This is a genomic window from Sphingomonas sp. YR710 (assembly GCF_900101455.1).
Lineage (GTDB): Bacteria > Pseudomonadota > Alphaproteobacteria > Sphingomonadales > Sphingomonadaceae > Rhizorhabdus.
Window position 1 is genome coordinate 30,960 of the sequence record NZ_FMZJ01000018.1, and the last position, 18,992, is coordinate 49,951.

An 18,992-nucleotide genomic window follows, 5' to 3' on the forward strand; every position below is an offset into this window, starting at 1 on the left:
GCGACGAATCGCGGAAAGCCATATCGCAATGCTGCTGATCATCGGAACGATCCGCCTGCCCGCCGACGGACTCGACGAAGCCCGGGAAGCCATGACCGCCATGGTGCTCGCCAGCCGCGCCGAGCCCGGCTGCATCGAATATGGCTATGCGCAGGACATTCTCGACCCCGGCCTGATCCACGTCAAAGAACGATGGGCGAGCCGCGCCGCACTGGAACGGCATTTCCAGTCTGATCATATAGCGCGGTGGCGGGCGAGCTGGCCAAGGCTCGGCATCTCGGACCGATCGCTCTCACTATACACGGCGGGAGAGCCCGAGCCAATCTGATCGACAGGTTTCGACAGCCACGTGGAAGCCCAATGAAGGGAGTTATCGATGTCCCGTCTTCTGAAACTGCACCTGTTCCGCATCTTCATTCTCGCCATAATGGCGTCGCCGTCGACCGGTGCCGTCGCGGCAGTTTCCACGCGCCTCGCCGTTGCGGTCAGCGGGCAAGGGCCAGACGTGATCCTGATCCCGGGCCTTGCTTCATCGGCCCATGTCTGGGACGCGACTGTCGCCCGGCTGGTGCCGCATTACCGCGTGCATGTCCTTCAAATTGCCGGTTTTGCCGGAACGGCGGCCGGCGCCAATGCAGATGGCCCGATCCTCGAGCCGATCATCGCCGATCTCCACGCCTATATCGCCGATCATCATCTGAAGGCCCCGGCCGTAATCGGCCACTCGCTGGGCGGATTGATCGGTAGCGGCTGGCCATCGCGCATCCCGGCGATGTCGGTCGACTGATGATCGTCGACTCATTGCCGTTCCTCGGATTGCTGCGCGGACCGCAGGCGACTGTCGAGGCGATAACACCGGCAGCTGAAGCGATGCGCGCCAAAATCATGGGTGCGACGCAGGAGGCCTTTGCCGCATCGGAAGGGCCGATGATGGCGCGGATGATCAAATCGAAAAACGCGCACGCGCAACAGGCCCTCGCGGCTGCATCTGCCTCCGATCATCGCGTCGTCGCGCAGGCGCTCTACGATGATATGACGACCGATGCCCGTCCCGGCCTGCCGAGCATCACAGCCCCCGTGACGATCCTCTATCCATGGGATGAGGCGAGCGGCATACCCCAACCGATCGGCGACAGCTTTTATCAAAGCGCTTTCGCAGCCGTGCCGCATGCGACGTTCAAGCGGATCGACGGGAGCCGTCATTTCATCATGATCGACCAGCCGGAGGCGTTTCAGGTGGCGGTCGACGGCTTTCTCAAGCCGTAACCAACTCGTATTTTTGTAAAAAAAAGCCGCGCCCACAATAGTTGCTTTATTCATCGCCTGGATGCAGTCTCCAGATAAAAGCGATGGAGATGGCGATGAACACAGGCATTCGCTTGCTGGGCGGCAGCACATCGCTGATAGTCAATGCGCTGTTCCTGATGCTGCTCATACAGGCTGCACCCGATCCATATTGCACAAAAAATTGCCTCCACGCGACGTATTTTTCGCTTAACAATGGGATTGGAGATCGGCCTTTCGCCGGCCTCCAAAGCTATGACCATTTCGCTGAGAGCTCTTATTACCCAAATCGATCGGGCTGGATGCCTTTCATCGATATAGCCGAAACTGCGGGTTCGCTCAGTGAAGCGGCATCAAACATTTCGCCGAGCTGCCGGGCTAAATATCCCATTCCAGCGTTGCAGTTGATCGAGGCACCTTTGCCCAAAGGGCTCCCCATAATCGTGCCCTTAAATTCTCGGAAGAAGGACACCCGGATCTTTCTTTGCGTTCAAGTTGATCTGGACGGACGCGTCCGGCAGACTTATCTGCCACATAGTACCGGCGACATATCGCGCGACGAGCATTTGCTGCATCTGGTGACTGCGCGGTGGCGCTTTGCAAAGGTCGACCACATGACCGAGCCCTCTTGGGTGAGGATGCGGCTCGACAGTACAAATGCAGGTATTCCAGAGCCCGGATATATCCCGCGTATGATGCTAAAGATGTAACTTCGCCTGAGCATAGACGCCAAACCAAACTGTTATTGCCTGCCTGCAGACAGCTTGCACAGCGGCATCAAACTCTGCGTCACCTTCGACAGCCGCATCGGAACCCGCTAGAGGGGCGCGCATGGCCCTGATCCTCGGTATCGAATCAAGCTGCGATGAAACCGCCGCCGCGCTGGTGACGCATGACCGCCGCATCCTCGCGCACCGGCTCGCCGGGCAGGAAGCCGCGCATCGGCCGTTCGGCGGCGTCGTGCCCGAGATCGCGGCGCGCGCGCATGTCGAAATGGCGATGCCGTTGGTCGAAGCCGCATTGGCCGACGCCGGGGTGACGCTGGCGGATGTCGATGCGATCGCCGCGACCGCCGGGCCCGGGCTGATCGGCGGGGTGATGGTGGGGCTGATGACGGGCAAGGCGCTCGCCCATGCCGCCGGCAAGCCGCTGATCGCGGTCAACCATCTTGAGGGGCATGCGCTGTCGCCCCGGCTGGCCGATCCCGATCTGGCCTTCCCCTATATGCTGCTGCTCGCCTCGGGCGGCCATTGCCAGTTATTGCTGGTGCGCGGCGTGGGCGACTATGCCCGGCTCGCGACGACGATCGACGATGCCGCCGGCGAGGCATTCGACAAGACCGCCAAGCTGCTGGGCCTCGGCTTTCCGGGCGGCCCGGCGGTCGAGGCGGCGGCGCGGATGGGCGATCCGAAGGCCGTGCCGCTGCCGCGCCCGTTGCTGGGCACCAACGAGCCGCATTTCTCCTTTGCCGGGCTGAAGAGCGCGGTGCTGCGTGCGCGCGATAGCGGACGCTACCGGGCCGAGGATATCGCCGCCTCTTTCCAGCAGGCGGTGGTCGACTGCCTGATCGATCGGACCCGCCGACAGCTCGAATCGCATCCCCATATCACCGCGCTGGTGGTGGCGGGCGGCGTTGCCGCCAACGGCCCGATCCGCGCGGCGCTGGCGGAGCTTGCCGGCCGGCAGGGTGTGGCCTTCGCCGCGCCGCCTTTGTGGCTGTGCACCGATAATGGCGCGATGATCGCCTGGGCCGGCGCGGAACGCTTCGCGCTCGGGCTGACCGACGATATGGCGGCGCCGGCGCGCGCGCGCTGGCCGCTCGATCCGACGGCCGAGAAAGCGCGCGGCGCAGGAGTGAAGGCATGAAATATAGGAAGATCGGCGTTGTCGGCGCGGGCGCCTGGGGCACAGCGCTGGCGCAGGTGATCAGCGGCGACGGTTCCGACGTACTGATCTGGGCGCGCGAGCCCGAGGTCGTCGACGCGATCAACAGCACGCACGCCAATCCGATCTTCCTGCCCGGCCTACCGTTGTTTCCGTCGATCCGGGCGACCGGCGAACTCGCGGAGATGGCCGCATGCGACGTGCTGTTGCTGGTCGTCCCGGCGCAATTCCTGCGCGGCGTGATGGCGGATCTGCCGATCCAATCGCAACCGCTGGTGCTGTGCGCGAAAGGGATCGAAAGCGGCAGCCGGCTGCTCATCTCCGAAATCGCCGCAGCGGCCGCGCCGGAATCGCCGATCGCGGTCCTGTCGGGCCCGACCTTCGCCCATGAGGTGGCCGGCGGACAGCCGACCGCGATCACGCTTGCCTGCGCCGATCCCGTGATCGGCGAAGCGCTGGCGGCGCGGCTCGCCCGGCCCGGCTTTCGTCCCTATCTGTCGGCCGACGTGATCGGCGCGGAAATTGGCGGCGCGGTGAAGAATGTGCTCGCCATCGCCTGCGGCGTCGTCGAAGGCGCAGGCCTCGGCCAGAATGCCCGCGCGGCCCTGATCAGCCGCGGCTTTGCGGAGATGACCCGTTTCGGCATCGCACGCGGCGCCCAAGCCGAGACATTGGCCGGCCTGTCGGGCCTGGGCGATCTCGTGCTGACCTGCTCATCGACCAGCTCGCGCAATTTCTCGCTCGGCAAGGGGCTCGGCGAAGGCCGAAGCGCACAGGAATTGCTCGCCGATCGCAAGACGGTGGCGGAGGGCGCCTCGACAGCCCCAGTGCTGGCCGAAGCCGCGCGTGCCGCCGGGGTGGACATGCCGATCGTCGACGCGGTGGTAGCGCTGCTGTCCGGCGCGGCAAATGTCCGCGACGTCGTGGGCGCGCTGCTCGCACGACCGCTGAAGCATGAGGCGCATTGAAATTCCTCCCCGGAACGGGGAGGGGGACCGCCGCAGGCGGTGGAGGGGGCGGTGGCGCAGCCGCCGCTGAAGCGGCGCCCCTCCACCATGCTGCGCATGGTCCCCCCTCCCCGAGCAAAGCCCGGGGAGGAATTGGAGATTATTGTCCGCCGCCGCCCGTCGGATTGTCCGCAGTGCCGCCGGCACCGCTGACCGAACCGACCCGGCCGATATTGCCGAACAGCTCCTGGAAGAATCCGCGATCGCGGCCCAGCGTAGGGGTTCTTTCACCATAAGGGCGGATCGACGCGATCTTTTCCACGCCGGTCCGGTTCACCGACACGACATTGCCCTTGGCATCGAAATGGACCTCGAGCACGATCTGCGCCGTCGCGCGCGGATTGGCGAAAGCGAGCTGGCGGGTGTCGCGGGCGACATAATACCAGGTCTGATCCTTGTCGAACTGACCGGCGAAGCTCGGCCGTCCCAGCGTCCGTGCGACCGAGTCGCGATTGTCGACACCGGGCTGCACCGTGCTGATCAGGGTGCTGTCGACGACATAGCCCTTATGGTCGCGCGTCCGCGCGCAGCCGGCTGTGAGGCCCAGAACGGCGATCGTTGCGGCGATGGCGCCCAATCGCGGCAGGGTTCGGGGCATCAAATTCTCCTTGGCACTACTCAACACCGTTCGAACCATTGCGCCCGACGCGATCCGCCTCAATATGCGCGGGAACCATGCGGTGGCAAGATAGAGCTGCGTCCTTGATGCGGGCTGAACGAGGAAGATGACCAAGGTGAATTTCGTAAAGAGGCTTTTCGGGATCGGCGCGGACCCGCGCGCGGCGATGATTCCGCTCTATCGGTCGATCGTCGAGGAGGCGAGGAGCCCGTGGTGGTATGCCGAAGCCGGCGTGCCCGATACGCTCGACGGACGGTTCGACATGGTGGCAACGATCCTGTCGCTGGTGCTGATCCGGCTCGAAGCCGAGGATGCCGCCGGGCGCGGGCCGAGCGCGCGGCTGACCGAGGTGTTCATCGACGATATGGACGGCCAACTGCGCCAGCTCGGCATCGGCGACGTGGTGGTCGGCAAGCATATCGGCAGGATGATGAGCGCGATGGGCGGGCGGCTGACCGCCTATCGCCATGAACTCGCCGACCGTGCCGGGCTGGAAAGCGCGCTGATCCGCAATCTGTGGCGTGGTGATCTTGGCCCGGCGGCCAAACCGGCGCTCGTCGCCGATCGGCTTCAGACGCTCGCGGCCCGGCTCGCGGCAACCGATGGCAAGCTTTTGCTGTCGAGCGGGATCGCCGCGCGGTGACTCCCGAATTTTCACGGTCGATCCACATCGACACGCTCGGCGAAGGCCCGCGCACGATCACGATCGAAGCCGACGCGGCCGAACGCGCCGCTCTGGCAGCACGTTTCGGGCTCGCCGCGATCGACATGCTGGCGGCCGAAGCCAGCGTGACGCGCACCGGCGACATCATTTCGGCGACGGGAACGCTGCGCGCCAAGGTCATCCAGACCTGCGTCGCGACGGCAACCCCCCTCCCCGTTTCGCTGTCCGAACCCTTCGCGCTGCGCTTCGTGCCCGCGCTCGCGGCCGACGAAGAGGAGATCGAGCTGAGCGAGGAGGATCTGGACGTCATTGATTATGCCGACGGCGCGGTCGATCTCGGCGAGGCGGTGGCCGAAACGATGGTGCTGGCGCTCGATCCCTTCCCCCGCGGCCCCGACGCCGACGCGATCCTGAAAGCCGCCGGCGTCGTCGACGAAACCGAGGTCGGCCCGTTCGCTATCCTCAAGGGATTGAAGGACAAGCTCGGCGGGTGAGCCATTTCAGATGGTGGGGCCATAGACGGCGAGCGGCAGAGATAGATGGCGTGCGCTCGTTAGCCGTCTGTGTAAAAGGTGTGTCCGCGATTGGTCGCTTTCAACAACTTACGGAAAGGCGCGACTGTGACTTCTTCCGCTTCCAAATTCAGCATTGCGCGGCCCTCTCGCGCCCAATCAAACTGCTTATCAAAGTTGCTGCGCACACGCGAGAAAGCCTGGCTTTCCGCCTCGGCTACCTCGCGTGCGAGCACGTAGCGATGACAATAGAACCCGCGAGGTCTCGATTGGTCGGTGTCGTCGGCGGGATCGGTTGCGGCCCATTGCAATCGGCCATGCACAAGGACGTAAAAGCACTGCATCCGCCCCTTATCTAATGGCAGTGCCATGTCCGCAATGGGTCGTCATGCCTCGGCGCTCACCCAAAGTCCTTCAGACTCACCCATGCGCCCTGCCCCCCGCCAACCGCAGGACAAGAAACCCCGCAACAGCCGACAGCAGCGACCCGCCCAGCACGCCGATCTTGACCTCATCGCCGAGCAGCGGATCGGTGAAGGCCAGTCCGCCGATGAACAGGCTCATCGTAAAGCCGATGCCGCACATCAAAGCGACACCGTAAACCTGGGCCCAGCTCGCCGGCGGGCGTTCGGCGATGCCGCAGGCGACGGCAATCCGCAGGCTCCCGAATATCCCGAGCTGCTTGCCGAGGAACAGCCCCATGGCGATACCGAGCGGCAAAGGCGCGAACAGTTCACGCAGGCCAATACCGGCAAAGGAGATGCCGGCATTGGCGAAGCCGAACAACGGCACGATCCCGAATGCGACATAGGGGTGGAGCGCATGTTCGAGTCGGTGGAGCGGCGACACCTCCGCCTCCGCTGCGGCGCCGATCGGGATGGCGAACGCCGCGAGCACGCCGGCGATCGTTGCGTGGATGCCCGACAAATGGATCGCGATCCACAGCAGCGGAAACAAGGCCAGATAGGGCCACAGACGACGGACGCCGAGCTTGCCCAGCCCCAGCATCACCCCGAAGATGATGATTGCCGCAAGCAGGGCCGGGCCGCTGATGCTGGGCGTATAGGCCAAAGCGATGATCGCGACCGCGCCCATATCGTCGACGATCGCGACCGTCGTCAGGAACAGCTTCAGCGCGATCGGCACGCGCGGCCCCAGCAATGCCAAAGCGCCGATCGCGAAGGCAATGTCCGTCGCCGAGGGGATCGCCCAGCCGCGCGCCAGCCCGCCGCTGGTGCCCACGATTCCGAGGTAGATCGCCGCCGGCACCGCCATGCCGGCGGCGGCGGCAATGAACGGCAGGACGCGATCGGACCAACGCGCGAGCTGCCCCTCCGCAAACTCGCGCTTGATCTCGAGCCCGACCAGCAGGAAGAAAACGGCCATCAGCGCGTCGTTGATCCAGGCGTGGATCGACAGCGGCCCGGCCTGAAGATGCAGCGCCGCGAAATAGGCATCGCCGAAGCCGCTGTTGGCGACCACCATGGCCCCCGCCGCAGCGACCATCAGCACCACCCCGCCGGCCGCCTCCTGCCGGAGGAAGTCGCGGATGATCGAAAGCGGAGAGGAGACGGCCATGCGCCGAGACTAAAGGAAGCGACGGCTCCTGAGAACCACTGTCGAGGGGCAAGGGAACGAGGCGAACGCTCCACTCTTATCGTCATTGCGCGGGAATGACGAATTTTTCACGCCCCCCTCACTCTCCTTACGTTGCTGATTACCCCGCACCTCTCGGGACATATGGCCTCAGGTCCGCACCATTCCCTCGATCGGCCTGAGCCCGGGGCTCGTATCGAAGACGCGACGGCTTACGAGCGCCGGATCCAGCCCGAACGTACCGGCAATCGTCCCGGCGATCACGCCGTCGAGCGTCATCGTCGGGGCCAGATCGCGGCCTTCGAACAGCGCATTCGGCCCAAGCCCCGGCCAGTCGGCGATCACCCTGCCGCCCTTCACCGCGCCGCCGAGCAGCATCGCCGCGGACGCGGTGCCATGATCGGTGCCGCCGGTGCCGTTGGCCGCCGCGGTGCGGCCGAATTCGGTGGCGATCAACACCACCGTATCGTTCCATACCGGCCCGAGCCCGTCGCGGAGCGCGCCCAGCATCGTATCGAGCGCCTTGAGCTGGAAGGCCAGCCGCGCCTGCTGGCCGCTATGCGTATCCCACCCGCCGGTCTCCAGCATCGCGATACGCGGACCATCCGGGCGGGCGAGGAAGGTTGCGGCGAGCTTGCCGAGGCTGGCCGGATCCTGCCGCGGGCCGCTATCGCCCGCCATGCCACGCGTCGCCATCGCGGTTTCCCACAACGGATGGAGCAGGCTGTCCGCTTTGTAGAGATCGGCGACCCGCCCCAGCAGATCGTCGGTCGCCTGCGGCAGCGCGGATGGCGCGTAGGACGTCGCCTCCACCGATCCGCGCAGCGCGAGCGGCACCGTGGCGGCAAAGGCAATCGGATCCTCATGCAGCTTTGGCAGCAGGCCGACGGTGCGATTCAGCCAGCCGTCCCGGACGCTGTACGGCGCCACGCCGCCGGTTTCGAGCACGTTCTGGGCATCGAAATGCGATCGCTCGCGATAGGGCGACGCTACCGCATGGACAAAAAGTGCCTGTTTCGCGGCAAACATCTTCGCGGTTTCCGCGAGCGCCGGATGGAGCGCGAAAGTGCCGTCGAGCCTGGTGGCCGCTGCGGGGTCGATCGCAAGGCCCCCACGCAATTTCGCATAAGCCGGATCGGCATAGGGAATGATGGTGCTGAGCCCATCGGCTGCGCCGCGCTGAATCACGAACAGGAATCGGCGATCGGTGGCGGCGGTGGCAAGCGCGAGTCGCGGTGCCACGAGCATCGCGCCCGCGCCAAGCGCGGCGAAGCGCAAAAAGGTGCGGCGGGGAACCATCGGCGTCATCTCCTCTGGAATTCGGGCGATACGAGCAGCAAGGCGAGCCCGGTCGGCAGGCTATCGGCGCGGCCGATCGCCTGTTCGGTGGCAGGCGACAGCGACTCCGGCAGCAGCTTCGGCCCCAAATTGCGCGCATCGAGCCGATCTCCCACCCGCGCGGCAATCCGCTGCGCGAGTTCGACCCGGCGGACCAGCGCATCGGGCGCGGCCCAGCTCGCCGCGACATCGTCGAAACCCGCCGGCGAGCCCGGGCGCCAGATCGGCTGCCCCAGCTGCACCATCATCGCGCCGACCTGCGCATCGCCGAGCTCGCGCATGCCGATCCCCCGCATCGACGAAATCGCCCATTCCCACGGCGTCTTGAACTTGGCGGCTTGCGGCTGCCAGCTCTCGGGTGCCTCGATCAGCGCGCGATAGACTGCCGGCAGATCGCCGCCACTCTGCAGAAATACCGTGGCCAGGCGATCGACCAGCGCTGGCGGCGGTTCGTCTGCGACGAAATGGCGGGCAAGCTTGGTGGCGATATGGTGCGCGGTCGCGGGCGCCGTCGCCAGGTCGTGGAGGATCGCGCGCGCCTGATCCTCACCGTCCTGCGCATAGACCTTCCCCAGGATCGTGCGCGTGCCGGGCTCGTGCAACACCGCGCGGTAGAGGAAGGTGCCCGGCGTCCCCGGATCGGCGCCGCCCGCGCGGCCAAGCCCGCCGATGCTCCAGCCGGTCAGCGCGCGCGCAAATTCGGTGACGTCGGCTTGGGTATAGCCGGTGCGGACGCCTAGCGTGTGCAGCTCCAATATCTCGCGGGCCAGATTTTCGTTGAGGCCCGCCGTCTTGTCGGGTTTGCGGATCGCGACCATCTCCGCGAAGCGGCTGTGCGGCCCGGCCGACTGCGCCTGATCGAGATAGACCATCATCGCGACATGCCGTTCGGCCGCGAGCAGCAGATCCTCGAACCTGCCCAGCACGTGCGGCCGGATCGCCTCGACCTCATAGGTCCCGGCGAACGGGATCACGACCAATTTGTCGGCCGAAACCGCGAAATGGTTCGACCAGAAATGGACGAGTCGCTCGACGAACGGCGCAGAGGCGACGATCGCGCTGGCCGCTCGGGCGTTGACCGATGCGAGATAGGTTTCGCGCCCATCTTGCCGCAGCATCTGCCGGATCGCCTGTTTGCTCTCGTCCGGTTGCGCGCGCGCCTCCATCCGCTGCGCCGCGAAATCGGCGGCGAGCTTCGGCGTCTTCGGCACCGATGCCCAGGCGGCGGGCATCGCCTGATAATGATCGAACTGGTCGAGCAGCCAATGTCTGGGATTGGACGGCGCGGCCTCGTCAGGGCGCGCGCCGAGGCCGAAGCGATTCAAAGCGATGGCGGATTCGGGCACGTCATGATCCTCTTCGATTTCGATCGTTTGAACGCGACGGCGCCGAAAACCTGTCGCTTCTATTGTTGATCAGTATCCAGCCGCGCCGAGCGTTCGCCCGACGGACGATTCGCCGCACGAATGAGGGCCTGGGCAAGCGCCTGCCGCTCGGCCGGCGATAACCGCGCGGCGACATCCACCACGGTCTGTTCCAGCCTCGCCCGCACGAGAATATCCGATGCGCGGGCACGGGCCAAAGCGGCCTCGAGCGCAAGCCGGTTCAGCACCGGCTGCACCAGGATTTCGCCGGACTCGCGGCGGGCATCGCGCGCCTTGCGGATTTCCGGCCGCAGTTCCTGAACGGCGGCCCTGAGCGCCTGGCGCAGCATGCGGCGATCTTCGGGATTGAGCGCCTCTGCCGCCTGCCGCAGGCGCGCGGGCCGACCGATGCCGTTCATCGGCCGCTCGGCGGTGGCGCGCTTCCACATAAACAACGCACCGCCCAGCCCGCCGAGGATGAAGACGTTAGCGACGAGCGAAACGACGAGCACAATGGTGAGGGTCCGTTGGTTCACAGATCGCTCTCCGCCGGACCCGCATCATCGAAAGCTGTCATCTGCTCGTCGGCCAGTATCGTCGGATGGCGATCGCTGCTCACCGGCAGCGCCACCGAGATCGCCAACGATCCTGCCAGCGCACCCGCGAGACCGACCCCGGCGAGACCGAGCCCCGACCACCACAGCCGCGTCCTGCGCCACATGATGCGCGGACGCGACGCCGCCGACATGATGCGCGCGGCCAGATCGGATGATGGCGCCGCGACACGATAATCTTCAAGCCATGCGTCGAGCCGGTCCGCACGATCGAGAAGGAGCGCGAAGGCAGGATCGCCGGATCCAAGCAATGCCTCGGCCCCCGACCGGTCGCCCACGGGCCATCGCCGCAGATCGCCGCCATAGGCGTCGGCAAGCGCCGCAAAACGCTCGGCCGACATTGATGGATCATCCGTCATCTTCGTCACCCATATGTTGCCGGAGCGACCGGCGTGCGCGCGCCAGCAGGCTTTCGACCGCCGTCACTTTTATACCCATCAGGTCGGCGACGTCGGCGTTCGACAGTTCCTGATAATATTGCAGGACGATCGCCTCGCGCTGCCGATCGGGCAAAAGCTGCAGCGCCTGCGCCACCCGGGCGGCGCGATCCCGTTCGTCCATCTGCGCATCGGGCAGCGGATCTGGATCGGGCCGATCGGCGAAAATCTCGGTGGGCCGTTCGCGCCGCCGGCGCAGCCGATCGTAGCACAGGTTCAGCGCTACGCGGTGCAACCAGGTATCGAATCGCGCGGTGCCGCTCTGCCAGCGCGCCGCCTGCCGCCAGATGCGCAGGAAGCTTTCCTGCGCGACATCCTCGGCTTCGCCCGCATCGCCAAGCAGGCGCGTCGCCAAAGCGAGCAGCCGCGGCAGTTTCCGCGCAATCATCGCCCGCACCGCACCGGGTTCGCCCGCACCGATCCGCGCCAGCAGCGCTGCGTCCGGATCCGCATCCACGCTCAAACGCGCCTGTTCCCGGCCGCATCAATCGTCCGCCCCTCGCCGCGCCGCCTTGCGTTCGTCGATCGTGACGATGCTATCATGGTTGGTATCCAGCCGCTCGAACCGCTTCGCCGTCAAGGCATCGATTTCGGCGGCGTCGAGATAGGAGTCCCTGTTCGTATCGAGCCGGTCGAAAATGACGCCCGGATCGGTCTTGCCCTGCCGCCCTGCCCGCATTGCGCTCCATTCGGCCTTGCTCAGTTTGCCGTCGCCGTCCGCATCGCCGCGCATCATCCGGGTACGCGCCATCGCCTGAAAATCCTGCAGCGACATTCCGCCGGCCGTCGCGGCAACCGACAGGACCGCTACGATCCCGATCAGGGCATATTTTCCGAACGCCATCGCTTTACTCCAGAGCCATCCATCCGCGACAGTGCGGTGCGATGCCGGAGCTTGAACGGGTGTCGCGACGATTCCCGTCGCGAAGGATATTGCCGACCTCAGGCCGGCCGCATGATCGGCGCCAGATTCTGCCACACATCCCGGCAATAGCCGGCTTCGAGGAACGCCCCGACCGGCGACTTGATCTGGTGCACGTCGAAATAATCGTCCGCCTGGATCATCGGTTCGTTCTTGTTCGAAATCAGGCCGAGCCGCACCATCGCGATCATCGCCTGCCGCAGCCCGAGCGCGGCTTCCGCGATATCCCCCACCACCCAGACATTCGCCAGCGGATTGTGCGCCTCGACCATCGGCTTCACGCTGAGCATCGCGGCCCGCAATTGGGTATTCGCCGCCTCCATATTGCCCATCGCCGCTTCGAGCAGGCCGCTGAAGATCGCGCCATTGACGACGTTCATGCCGGAGACCGGCGACGACGGCAGATTTGTCGCCTGCCCGCCAGCCACGGCATATAGATCCTTGGCGCGCTGCGGGTCGTTGCCGATCAGCGCACCATGGCCGGCCACCGTGGCGAGCGAGATCGTCCAGCGGACGAGGTCCTTTGTTACCGCTTGCTTGGCAAGCTGCGCCTGAAGCTGTTCGAGCACCCGCATCGACTGGCTCACCAGCCAGCGCAGGAATTCGAAATCGGCCTCGGTCAGTTCGGCCGGTTCGCGCCAGATCAGCCGATGAAACAAGATCGTCAGGCAGGCCGCCCGCAATTCCACCGAGTTCGTTCGATGAAAGAAGCTCTTGGCACCGATCGTAAGGACATCGACCGACGCGAACTTGGTGTGATTGTTCTGGATCTTGACCAGAAACGCTTTCTTATCGGCGATGGTCGCGGCTTCGAACATCTCGCCTTCGAGATTTGCATCCGGCACCTGCGCCGACTCTCCCGTGGATTCATCGACCAGCCACACCGAATAATCCGAATTCCAGCGCAGAGACCGCATCGCGATGCGGCTCGGCCCGAAGCGGCGCTCGTTGCGATCCATATCCGCCGGAAATTTCATCCCGATAAGCGTCGACGTCCCCAGACGCAGGACCAGATTACGATCCCCCGCCGGGCGGTGATTTCCCGCGACGATGACCGAAAATTCAAAAAAACCCTCACCATCCCCCGTCACGATGACACGCGTCTGTCCGGCGACACCGGACAGCCAGGTCGGGCTCGCAGGCAGATCGGACGCGTTTGCGGGTTGCATTGCCATGGATACGGCGTCCTCCGTCGGGTTCCGACTCCACGTTTTCCGGGAGTCTCGTCCATGTTTATTGCGTATGCTCAACGGAAAATAGTATGATTTTCAGCACCGCCGATCATGTCGCTTTGATAAAATGGCCGATCGCGCCTATTTGATGGCCATGCCGCCAGACAGACCCACCGCCACCGCAAAGCCCGAACAGGGTTTCGCTTCGCTCCGACGCTTCCTGCCCTATCTCTGGCCCGCCGACGAGCCGATGATGCGGCTGCGGGTTATCATCGCAATGACGCTTGTGCTGGTATCGAAGGCGACAGTGCTGCTGATGCCATTCGCCTATAAAGGCGCGATCGACCGGATGGTGCCGGGCATGCAGCCAGCGGTCGGCCTCGCGGTCGCACTGGTATTCGCTTATGCGGCGGCGCGGTTCGGCGGCGTGTTGTTCGACAATCTGCGCAACGCGATCTTCGAGATGGTGGGCCAGGATGCCGCCCGACGGCTGTCGGTGCAGCTGTTTCGCCACATCCACGACCTGTCGTTGCGCTTTCATCTCAACCGGCAAACCGGCGCGCTCACCAAGATCGTCGAGCGCGGTACAAAGAGCATCGACACGATGCTCTATTTCCTGCTGTTCAACATCGGCCCGACGATCTTCGAGCTGACCGCGGTCTGCATCATTTTCTTCGTGAAGTTCGGCCCCGGGCTCGTCGCGGCGACGGTGGCGGTGGTCGCAACCTATATCGTGTTCACCCGCTTCGTTACCGAGTGGCGTACGAAGGTGCGGCGCGACATGGTGGAGCATGACACTAAAGCGGTGGCGCGCGCGGTCGATTCGCTGCTGAACTATGAAACAGTCAAATATTTTAGCGCCGAGGAACGCGAGACGCGTAACTACGGCAATGCGGTCCAGGCCTATGCCAAGGCTGCCACCAAGAATGAGGCATCGCTTGCCGCGCTCAACATCGGCCAGTCGCTGATCACCAATGCGATGATGGCAGGGGCGATGGGCTATAGCGTGTGGGGCTGGAGCCAGGGTCGCTTCACCACCGGCGATGTCGTGCTGGTCAACACCCTGCTGTCCCAACTCTTCCGGCCACTCGACATGCTCGGCATGGTCTATCGCGAGATCCGCCAGGGGCTGATCGACATGGAGGCGATGTTCAAGCTCGTCGACACGCCAGCAGAAGTGGTCGATCAGCCGGGGGCGCCAGCGCTCAAGGTCAGCGGCGGCGCGGTACGGTTTGATGATGTCCGTTTCGGATACGATCCCGACCGCGAGATATTGAAAGGCGTAAGCTTCGCGATCCGCCCCGGCGGTACCTTGGCGGTTGTGGGCCATTCCGGGGCCGGCAAATCAACGCTCGCGCGCATTCTGTACCGCTTCTACGACGTGACAGGTGGCCACGTAACGATCGACGGACAGGATTTACGGCAGGTGTCGCAGGCGTCGCTGCGCGCTTCGATCGGCATCGTTCCGCAGGATACCGTGCTGTTCAACGACACGATCGGCTACAATATCGGCTATGGCCGCGAAGGCGCTAGTCAGGCCGAGATTGAGAAGGCAGCGAAAGGCGCGGCGATCCACGATTTCATTCTGTCGCTGCCGCTGGGCTACAATACCCGGGTCGGCGAACGCGGCCTCAAGCTATCGGGCGGCGAGAAGCAAAGGGTTGCGATCGCGCGAACCTTGCTCAAAGACCCGCCCGTCTTGATCCTCGACGAAGCGACCAGCGCGCTCGACAGCCGCACTGAGGCCGATATCCAGTCCACCCTGCGCGGCGTCGAGCAGGGCCGCACCACGATCGTGATCGCGCATCGGCTGTCGACCGTCAGCCATGCCGACGAGATCATCGTGCTCGATCAGGGCGCCGTCGTCGAACGCGGAACGCATGCCGGGTTGCTGGCGCGCGACGGGCTTTATGCCGACATGTGGGCGCGGCAGGCGCAGGAAGCCGAGGAGATGGAGGCGGCTTGAGCGCCGACCGCTCGATCAATCCCTTTGTCAGGACGCGAATATACGAGTCAGGTCGCGCGCGCCGTGCAGCACACGCACGACATGGACTTCGGTGGCCTGAAGCTGGAAGAAGATCAGATAGCGGCCATGTTTGGCAGCACGCAATCCGGGATGAAGATCATCGCGAGGCGGGAAGCTGGCCGGCCGTTCCGCCACTTTGAAAATGGACGCCTGGATATCGGTGACGAATGATCGAGCCCGCCCCGGATTGTCGAGGGCGATGTAATCGCCGATTTCGATCAGATCCTGCCGGGCGGCCGGCAATATGATGAGCCGCAACGTGGATCAGCTTTTTGCCGTATAGCGGGCCCGCAGTTCGGCAAAAACCTCTTCGGCAGGGATGCCGGGGCCACTATCCAATCCCGTTTTGATCGCCTCGCGCAGCGCCTCCAGATCCCGCAATTCGCTATCGCGCTTGCGGGTCCATTCCCGCAGCGCCTCCCGCACGATCTCACTGGTGGAGGCATATTCGCCACCTTCGACACTGTGCCTCAGGATCGCCGCCATTTCAGAGGGGACCGTGATCGTCATTCGCTCCGCGGCCATCAACGGCTCCTTTGCATACTTATGCATATAATATATGATCGCAATATTCGATGCGCAACGCTGGAATCATACCGCCAATCCGCTAAGAGCCGTTCATGCCATCCCCGCTCGAAGCCCTGCGATCGACCTTCGGATATCCTCAATTCCGTGGGCGGCAGGCCGATGTCATCGATCGGGTGATGCGGGGCGAGCATAGCCTGGCGGTGATGCCGACGGGGGCCGGCAAGTCGCTGACCTATCAGATCCCGGCCTTGTGCCGCGAGGGCACCGGGCTGGTGATCTCCCCCTTGATCGCGCTGATGCACGATCAGGTGCGATCGGCCGATGCCGCCGGCATCCGCGCCGCCGCGTTGACCTCAGCCGACGACAATCGCGACCAGACGATCGATCGCTTCCGCAATGGCGATCTCGACCTGCTCTATGTCGCGCCCGAACGCGCCTCTACCGAAGGCTTCCGGCGAATGATCGACCGGGTGCAGCTGAGCCTGATCGCGATCGACGAAGCGCATTGCGTATCCGAATGGGGACATGATTTCCGGCCCGATTATCGGCTGTTGCGCGGACTGGTCGAGGCACATGCCGATGTGCCGCGCCTCGCCCTGACCGCCACCGCCGACCGGCACACGCGCGCCGATATCCTCGCCCAGCTAGGCATCCCCGACGAAGGACTGATCCTCGCCGGTTTCGACCGCCCAAACCTGCGTTATGCGATTTCGCCGCGCGACGGAATTGGCCAGCAGCTCACCGACATGCTCGCGGAAAATCCGGGCCCCGGCATCGTTTACGCGATGACCCGCGACGCGACCGAGAAACTCGCCGCGCAGCTCGGCAAGGCCGGCCGGCCGACACGGGCCTATCATGCCGGGCTTGATGCCTCGGTGCGGGCCGCCAACCAGCGCGCCTTCGTATCGAGCGAGGATATGGTGATGGTCGCCACCGTCGCTTTCGGCATGGGGATCGACAAGCCCGACGTGCGCTTCGTAGCGCATGCCGGCCTGCCCAAATCGATCGAGGCGTTCTATCAGGAAACCGGCCGCGCAGGCCGCGATGGCGACCCAGCCGCAACCCATCTGTTCTGGGGGGCCGAGGATTTCGCCAAGGCGCGCCGCCGGATCGAGACCGATGTCGAACCGGCGCGACGCACCGGCGAGCGCCAGCGGCTCAATGCGATGGCGGCGCTTGTCGAGGCGCCGACTTGCCGACGGGCGATCCTGCTATCGCATTTCGGCGAACAACCGCCTGAACGATGCGGCAATTGCGACAATTGCCTTGCCCCGCCGAGCGCCGTCGACGCCAGCGTCGTGGCGCAAAAGCTGCTGTCCGCTGCCTTCCGCACCGAGATGCGGTTCGGCGTTACCCATCTGACCGACGTGCTGGCGGGGCGCGAAACCGAAAAGATCATCGGCTTCGGGCATAACCGGCTATCGGTGTTCGGCATCGTCAATGACGATGAACTGCGGCTGATCAAGCCGGTCGCCCGTGCCCTGCTCGCCCGCGACGCGCTGCGCGCAGACGAATTTGGCGGCCTATCCTTTGGCCCCGCCGCTCGCGCGATCATGAAGGGTGAGGAGCGTTTGTCGCTGGTGCTGCCGCCGAAACGCGAACGCAAGCGCAAGGAGCGCGGCGGCGCCTCCGCCGATTATCCGCCCGATCCACTGTTCGATGCGCTGCGCGCGCTGCGTCGCGATCTGGCCCGCGCGGCCGGGGTTCCGCCTTATGTGATCTTCCTCGACGCCAGCTTGCGCGAAATGGCCGCGCTCCGACCCGAAACAGCGGGTGGCCTTGCACAGATTTCCGGCGTAAGCGCGAAAAAACTCGAAAATTACGGCGACGCATTCCTCGCCGTGCTTCGCGACCATGCCGGCTGAGCCGGCTGACAAGGAGATTGGCATGTTCCGCAAACTCGACGACAGCATTTCGGTATCGGAGCAGATCACGCCGGCCGATGTCGAGGCGGCGGCGGCGCTGGGCTTCAAAATGATCATCAACAATCGCCCCGACGACGAGCAGCCCGGTCAGCCGGCCGGCGCGGACATCCGTGAAGCGGCGCGGGACCATGGCCTCGCTTATGTCGCCATCCCGATCACGCATTCCGGTTATTCGACTGCACAGGTCGATGCGATGCGCGATGCACTGGCCAAGGCCGACGGGCCGGTGCTTGCCTTCTGCCGATCGGGCACGCGATCGACTTTCGCCTGGGCACTTGCCCGTGGTGCGGATGGCGAGGATGCCGAGGTTCTGGCGACGAAGGCCGCGCAGGCCGGTTACGACATTTCCCCGGTGCGGGCGTTCCTGGCCGCTCGCTAGACTACTTTTCTCTGATCATCCTGTCGCCGTAAGCCGCGCCCAGATCGGCAGGTGATCGGAAGCCATTCGCGCGCGTTCCGAATGGTGAACGCCGCACGCGACGATGTGCAGATCGTGCGTCGTGATGATCCGGTCGAGGCAGCCCAACGGACGGCGGCTATGATAGCTGCGCCCGGTCGCCGCGATGCGGTGATCTGCCAAGAAATCGCGGATGCAGCCGCCATGGAGCGACCATTCGTTGAGATCGCCCATCATCACCGTCGGCATCGCATGGCGGCGCGCGCGGACATGGGCGAGGATCGCCCGCACCTGCTTGCGGCGCCACAGCCCCGACAGATCGAGATGCATGCCGACTACCCGCAGCATCGCCCCGTTCACCCGCAATTCGGCGAGAACGGCGCCGCGCGGCTCGATCGACGGAATCACGATCGGCTCGAAATCGAGCAGTTCGACGGAGGGGCGCAGCAGAATTGCATTGCCGTGCCAGCCAATCCCGCCGGGCCGGATATCGAACGGCACCGCGCGATAGTCGCCCCGTGCGATCAGCATTTCCGACGGGATCGCGCTCTGGCGAGCGCCAAAGCGCCGATCGGCCTCCTGTAGCGCCACCACATCGGCGCGCAATTCGTGGAGCACATCAAGCGTACGATCGGGCCGGCGGCGGCGATCAGTGCCGATTCCCTTGCGAATATTGTAACTGGCGACGGTGATCATCTGTTCG

The 18,992-nt window shown here is 64.8% G+C and carries 24 protein-coding genes; 11 read left to right on the top strand and 13 right to left on the bottom strand.

The window, feature by feature from the left end:
- Window positions 1–28: 28 nt before the first annotated feature.
- The 6 genes from BLS13_RS17585 (at window position 29) to BLS13_RS17610 (ending at window position 4,136) form a co-directional block, all read left to right on the top strand.
- A complete protein-coding gene (locus BLS13_RS17585; protein WP_093454076.1) occupies window positions 29–328 on the top strand; it encodes a putative quinol monooxygenase in 300 nt (99 codons plus the stop codon).
- A gap of 48 nt (window positions 329–376) precedes the next feature.
- Complete coding sequence (locus tag BLS13_RS17590) at window positions 377–787, top strand: alpha/beta fold hydrolase (RefSeq protein WP_093454078.1); 411 nt, start codon at window positions 377–379, stop codon at window positions 785–787.
- Window positions 787–1,266 (top strand): alpha/beta fold hydrolase, encoded by a 480-nt coding sequence (locus tag BLS13_RS17595; RefSeq protein ID WP_093454079.1) that lies wholly within the window; start codon window positions 787–789, stop codon window positions 1,264–1,266. Before BLS13_RS17590 ends, BLS13_RS17595 begins: the two co-directional genes overlap by 1 nt.
- A 95-nt stretch (window positions 1,267–1,361) precedes the next feature.
- The gene (locus BLS13_RS17600; protein WP_143012002.1) at window positions 1,362–1,994 is read left to right on the top strand and encodes a hypothetical protein; all 633 of its coding nucleotides are present in this window, start codon (window positions 1,362–1,364) and stop codon (window positions 1,992–1,994) included.
- Between the two features lie 121 nt (window positions 1,995–2,115).
- A complete protein-coding gene (gene tsaD / locus BLS13_RS17605; RefSeq protein WP_093454082.1) occupies window positions 2,116–3,150 on the top strand; it encodes a tRNA (adenosine(37)-N6)-threonylcarbamoyltransferase complex transferase subunit TsaD in 1,035 nt (344 codons plus the stop codon).
- Window positions 3,147–4,136, top strand: coding sequence for an NAD(P)H-dependent glycerol-3-phosphate dehydrogenase (locus BLS13_RS17610; RefSeq protein WP_093454084.1), 990 nt, complete (start codon window positions 3,147–3,149; stop codon window positions 4,134–4,136). Before tsaD ends, BLS13_RS17610 begins: the two co-directional genes overlap by 4 nt.
- A gap of 139 nt (window positions 4,137–4,275) precedes the next feature.
- Here the strand turns inward: BLS13_RS17610 and BLS13_RS17615 are convergent, their stop codons facing one another.
- A complete protein-coding gene (locus tag BLS13_RS17615; protein WP_093454142.1) occupies window positions 4,276–4,773 on the bottom strand; it encodes an outer membrane protein assembly factor BamE in 498 nt (165 codons plus the stop codon).
- Window positions 4,774–4,900: 127 nt separating this feature from the next.
- Here BLS13_RS17615 and BLS13_RS17620 point away from each other — a divergent pair, with 127 nt between their 5' ends.
- Together BLS13_RS17620 and BLS13_RS17625 are read left to right on the top strand one after the other, a co-directional pair.
- Window positions 4,901–5,437, top strand: coding sequence for a ubiquinol-cytochrome C chaperone family protein (locus tag BLS13_RS17620; RefSeq protein ID WP_093454086.1), 537 nt, complete (start codon window positions 4,901–4,903; stop codon window positions 5,435–5,437).
- Complete coding sequence (locus tag BLS13_RS17625) at window positions 5,434–5,952, top strand: YceD family protein (protein WP_093454087.1); 519 nt, start codon at window positions 5,434–5,436, stop codon at window positions 5,950–5,952. Before BLS13_RS17620 ends, BLS13_RS17625 begins: the two co-directional genes overlap by 4 nt.
- Window positions 5,953–6,011: 59 nt before the next feature.
- Here the strand turns inward: BLS13_RS17625 and BLS13_RS17630 are convergent, their stop codons facing one another.
- The 9 genes from BLS13_RS17630 to BLS13_RS17670 all read right to left on the bottom strand — a co-directional run bounded on the left by BLS13_RS17630 (window position 6,012) and on the right by BLS13_RS17670 (window position 13,416).
- Complete coding sequence (locus BLS13_RS17630; protein ID WP_143012003.1) at window positions 6,012–6,341, bottom strand: hypothetical protein; 330 nt, start codon at window positions 6,339–6,341, stop codon at window positions 6,012–6,014.
- Between the two features lie 49 nt (window positions 6,342–6,390).
- The gene (gene nhaA, locus BLS13_RS17635) at window positions 6,391–7,548 is read right to left on the bottom strand and encodes a Na+/H+ antiporter NhaA (RefSeq protein ID WP_093454091.1); all 1,158 of its coding nucleotides are present in this window, start codon (window positions 7,546–7,548) and stop codon (window positions 6,391–6,393) included.
- Between the two features lie 168 nt (window positions 7,549–7,716).
- Entirely contained in the window at window positions 7,717–8,865 is a 1,149-nt protein-coding gene (locus BLS13_RS17640) for a DUF1501 domain-containing protein (protein WP_218123313.1), read from the bottom strand.
- Window positions 8,866–8,870: 5 nt separating this feature from the next.
- On the bottom strand, window positions 8,871–10,250 hold the full coding sequence (locus BLS13_RS17645) for a DUF1800 domain-containing protein (RefSeq protein ID WP_093454094.1): 1,380 nt from the start codon (window positions 10,248–10,250) through the stop codon (window positions 8,871–8,873).
- A 59-nt stretch (window positions 10,251–10,309) separates the two neighbouring features.
- Window positions 10,310–10,804: a periplasmic heavy metal sensor gene (locus BLS13_RS17650; RefSeq protein ID WP_093454096.1), complete on the bottom strand. Its 495-nt coding sequence runs from the start codon at window positions 10,802–10,804 to the stop codon at window positions 10,310–10,312.
- Window positions 10,801–11,241, bottom strand: a complete 441-nt coding sequence (locus BLS13_RS17655) for a hypothetical protein (protein WP_143012004.1) — start codon at window positions 11,239–11,241, stop codon at window positions 10,801–10,803. The genes BLS13_RS17650 and BLS13_RS17655 overlap by 4 nt, the downstream gene beginning before the upstream one ends.
- The gene (locus BLS13_RS17660; protein ID WP_256325957.1) at window positions 11,231–11,776 is read right to left on the bottom strand and encodes an RNA polymerase sigma factor; all 546 of its coding nucleotides are present in this window, start codon (window positions 11,774–11,776) and stop codon (window positions 11,231–11,233) included. The genes BLS13_RS17655 and BLS13_RS17660 overlap by 11 nt, the downstream gene beginning before the upstream one ends.
- A gap of 27 nt (window positions 11,777–11,803) precedes the next feature.
- Window positions 11,804–12,163, bottom strand: coding sequence for an EF-hand domain-containing protein (locus tag BLS13_RS17665; RefSeq protein WP_093454100.1), 360 nt, complete (start codon window positions 12,161–12,163; stop codon window positions 11,804–11,806).
- 98 nt (window positions 12,164–12,261) lie between these two features.
- Complete coding sequence (locus tag BLS13_RS17670) at window positions 12,262–13,416, bottom strand: hypothetical protein (protein ID WP_093454102.1); 1,155 nt, start codon at window positions 13,414–13,416, stop codon at window positions 12,262–12,264.
- A gap of 151 nt (window positions 13,417–13,567) precedes the next feature.
- Between BLS13_RS17670 and BLS13_RS17675 the strand changes: the two genes are divergently transcribed.
- Window positions 13,568–15,379 carry an ABCB family ABC transporter ATP-binding protein/permease gene (locus BLS13_RS17675; protein ID WP_093454144.1) on the top strand — a complete coding sequence of 604 codons (1,812 nt, stop codon included), beginning with the start codon at window positions 13,568–13,570 and terminating at the stop codon, window positions 15,377–15,379.
- Between the two features lie 27 nt (window positions 15,380–15,406).
- On the opposite strand, the gene BLS13_RS17680 is transcribed toward BLS13_RS17675, so the two are convergent.
- Window positions 15,407–15,697 carry a type II toxin-antitoxin system RelE/ParE family toxin gene (locus BLS13_RS17680; RefSeq protein WP_093454103.1) on the bottom strand — a complete coding sequence of 97 codons (291 nt, stop codon included), beginning with the start codon at window positions 15,695–15,697 and terminating at the stop codon, window positions 15,407–15,409.
- A 6-nt stretch (window positions 15,698–15,703) separates the two neighbouring features.
- On the bottom strand, window positions 15,704–15,964 hold the full coding sequence (locus BLS13_RS17685) for a type II toxin-antitoxin system ParD family antitoxin (protein ID WP_256325955.1): 261 nt from the start codon (window positions 15,962–15,964) through the stop codon (window positions 15,704–15,706).
- Between the two features lie 95 nt (window positions 15,965–16,059).
- Between BLS13_RS17685 and recQ the strand changes: the two genes are divergently transcribed.
- Together recQ and BLS13_RS17695 are read left to right on the top strand one after the other, a co-directional pair.
- Window positions 16,060–17,832, top strand: a complete 1,773-nt coding sequence (gene recQ, locus BLS13_RS17690) for a DNA helicase RecQ (protein ID WP_093454105.1) — start codon at window positions 16,060–16,062, stop codon at window positions 17,830–17,832.
- 22 nt (window positions 17,833–17,854) lie between these two features.
- A complete protein-coding gene (locus BLS13_RS17695) occupies window positions 17,855–18,271 on the top strand; it encodes a protein tyrosine phosphatase family protein (RefSeq protein ID WP_093454146.1) in 417 nt (138 codons plus the stop codon).
- Window positions 18,272–18,286: 15 nt separating this feature from the next.
- Here BLS13_RS17695 and BLS13_RS17700 read toward each other — a convergent pair whose 3' ends face one another.
- Window positions 18,287–18,985, bottom strand: a complete 699-nt coding sequence (locus BLS13_RS17700) for an endonuclease/exonuclease/phosphatase family protein (protein WP_093454106.1) — start codon at window positions 18,983–18,985, stop codon at window positions 18,287–18,289.
- Window positions 18,986–18,992: the final 7 nt, after the last annotated feature.

Excerpts from the sequence above, each read along its gene's own strand:
- BLS13_RS17615 (WP_093454142.1), bottom strand. The coding sequence starts at position 4,773 with ATGCCCCGAACCCTGCCGCGATTGGGCGCCATCGCCGCAACGATCGCC.
- BLS13_RS17590 (WP_093454078.1), top strand. The coding sequence starts at position 377 with ATGTCCCGTCTTCTGAAACTGCACCTGTTCCGCATCTTCATTCTCGCC.
- BLS13_RS17640 (WP_218123313.1), bottom strand. The coding sequence starts at position 8,865 with ATGGTTCCCCGCCGCACCTTTTTGCGCTTCGCCGCGCTTGGCGCGGGC.
- BLS13_RS17695 (WP_093454146.1), top strand. The coding sequence starts at position 17,855 with ATGTTCCGCAAACTCGACGACAGCATTTCGGTATCGGAGCAGATCACG.
- BLS13_RS17600 (WP_143012002.1), top strand. The coding sequence starts at position 1,362 with ATGAACACAGGCATTCGCTTGCTGGGCGGCAGCACATCGCTGATAGTC.
- BLS13_RS17675 (WP_093454144.1), top strand. The coding sequence starts at position 13,568 with ATGCCGCCAGACAGACCCACCGCCACCGCAAAGCCCGAACAGGGTTTC.
- BLS13_RS17585 (WP_093454076.1), top strand. The coding sequence starts at position 29 with ATGCTGCTGATCATCGGAACGATCCGCCTGCCCGCCGACGGACTCGAC.
- BLS13_RS17670 (WP_093454102.1), bottom strand. The coding sequence starts at position 13,416 with ATGGCAATGCAACCCGCAAACGCGTCCGATCTGCCTGCGAGCCCGACC.
- BLS13_RS17665 (WP_093454100.1), bottom strand. The coding sequence starts at position 12,163 with ATGGCGTTCGGAAAATATGCCCTGATCGGGATCGTAGCGGTCCTGTCG.
- BLS13_RS17700 (WP_093454106.1), bottom strand. The coding sequence starts at position 18,985 with ATGATCACCGTCGCCAGTTACAATATTCGCAAGGGAATCGGCACTGAT.
- BLS13_RS17630 (WP_143012003.1), bottom strand. The coding sequence starts at position 6,341 with ATGGCACTGCCATTAGATAAGGGGCGGATGCAGTGCTTTTACGTCCTT.
- BLS13_RS17655 (WP_143012004.1), bottom strand. The coding sequence starts at position 11,241 with ATGACGGATGATCCATCAATGTCGGCCGAGCGTTTTGCGGCGCTTGCC.
- nhaA (WP_093454091.1), bottom strand. The coding sequence starts at position 7,548 with ATGGCCGTCTCCTCTCCGCTTTCGATCATCCGCGACTTCCTCCGGCAG.
- tsaD (WP_093454082.1), top strand. The coding sequence starts at position 2,116 with ATGGCCCTGATCCTCGGTATCGAATCAAGCTGCGATGAAACCGCCGCC.
- BLS13_RS17610 (WP_093454084.1), top strand. The coding sequence starts at position 3,147 with ATGAAATATAGGAAGATCGGCGTTGTCGGCGCGGGCGCCTGGGGCACA.
- BLS13_RS17620 (WP_093454086.1), top strand. The coding sequence starts at position 4,901 with ATGACCAAGGTGAATTTCGTAAAGAGGCTTTTCGGGATCGGCGCGGAC.
- recQ (WP_093454105.1), top strand. The coding sequence starts at position 16,060 with ATGCCATCCCCGCTCGAAGCCCTGCGATCGACCTTCGGATATCCTCAA.
- BLS13_RS17595 (WP_093454079.1), top strand. The coding sequence starts at position 787 with ATGATCGTCGACTCATTGCCGTTCCTCGGATTGCTGCGCGGACCGCAG.
- BLS13_RS17685 (WP_256325955.1), bottom strand. The coding sequence starts at position 15,964 with ATGGCCGCGGAGCGAATGACGATCACGGTCCCCTCTGAAATGGCGGCG.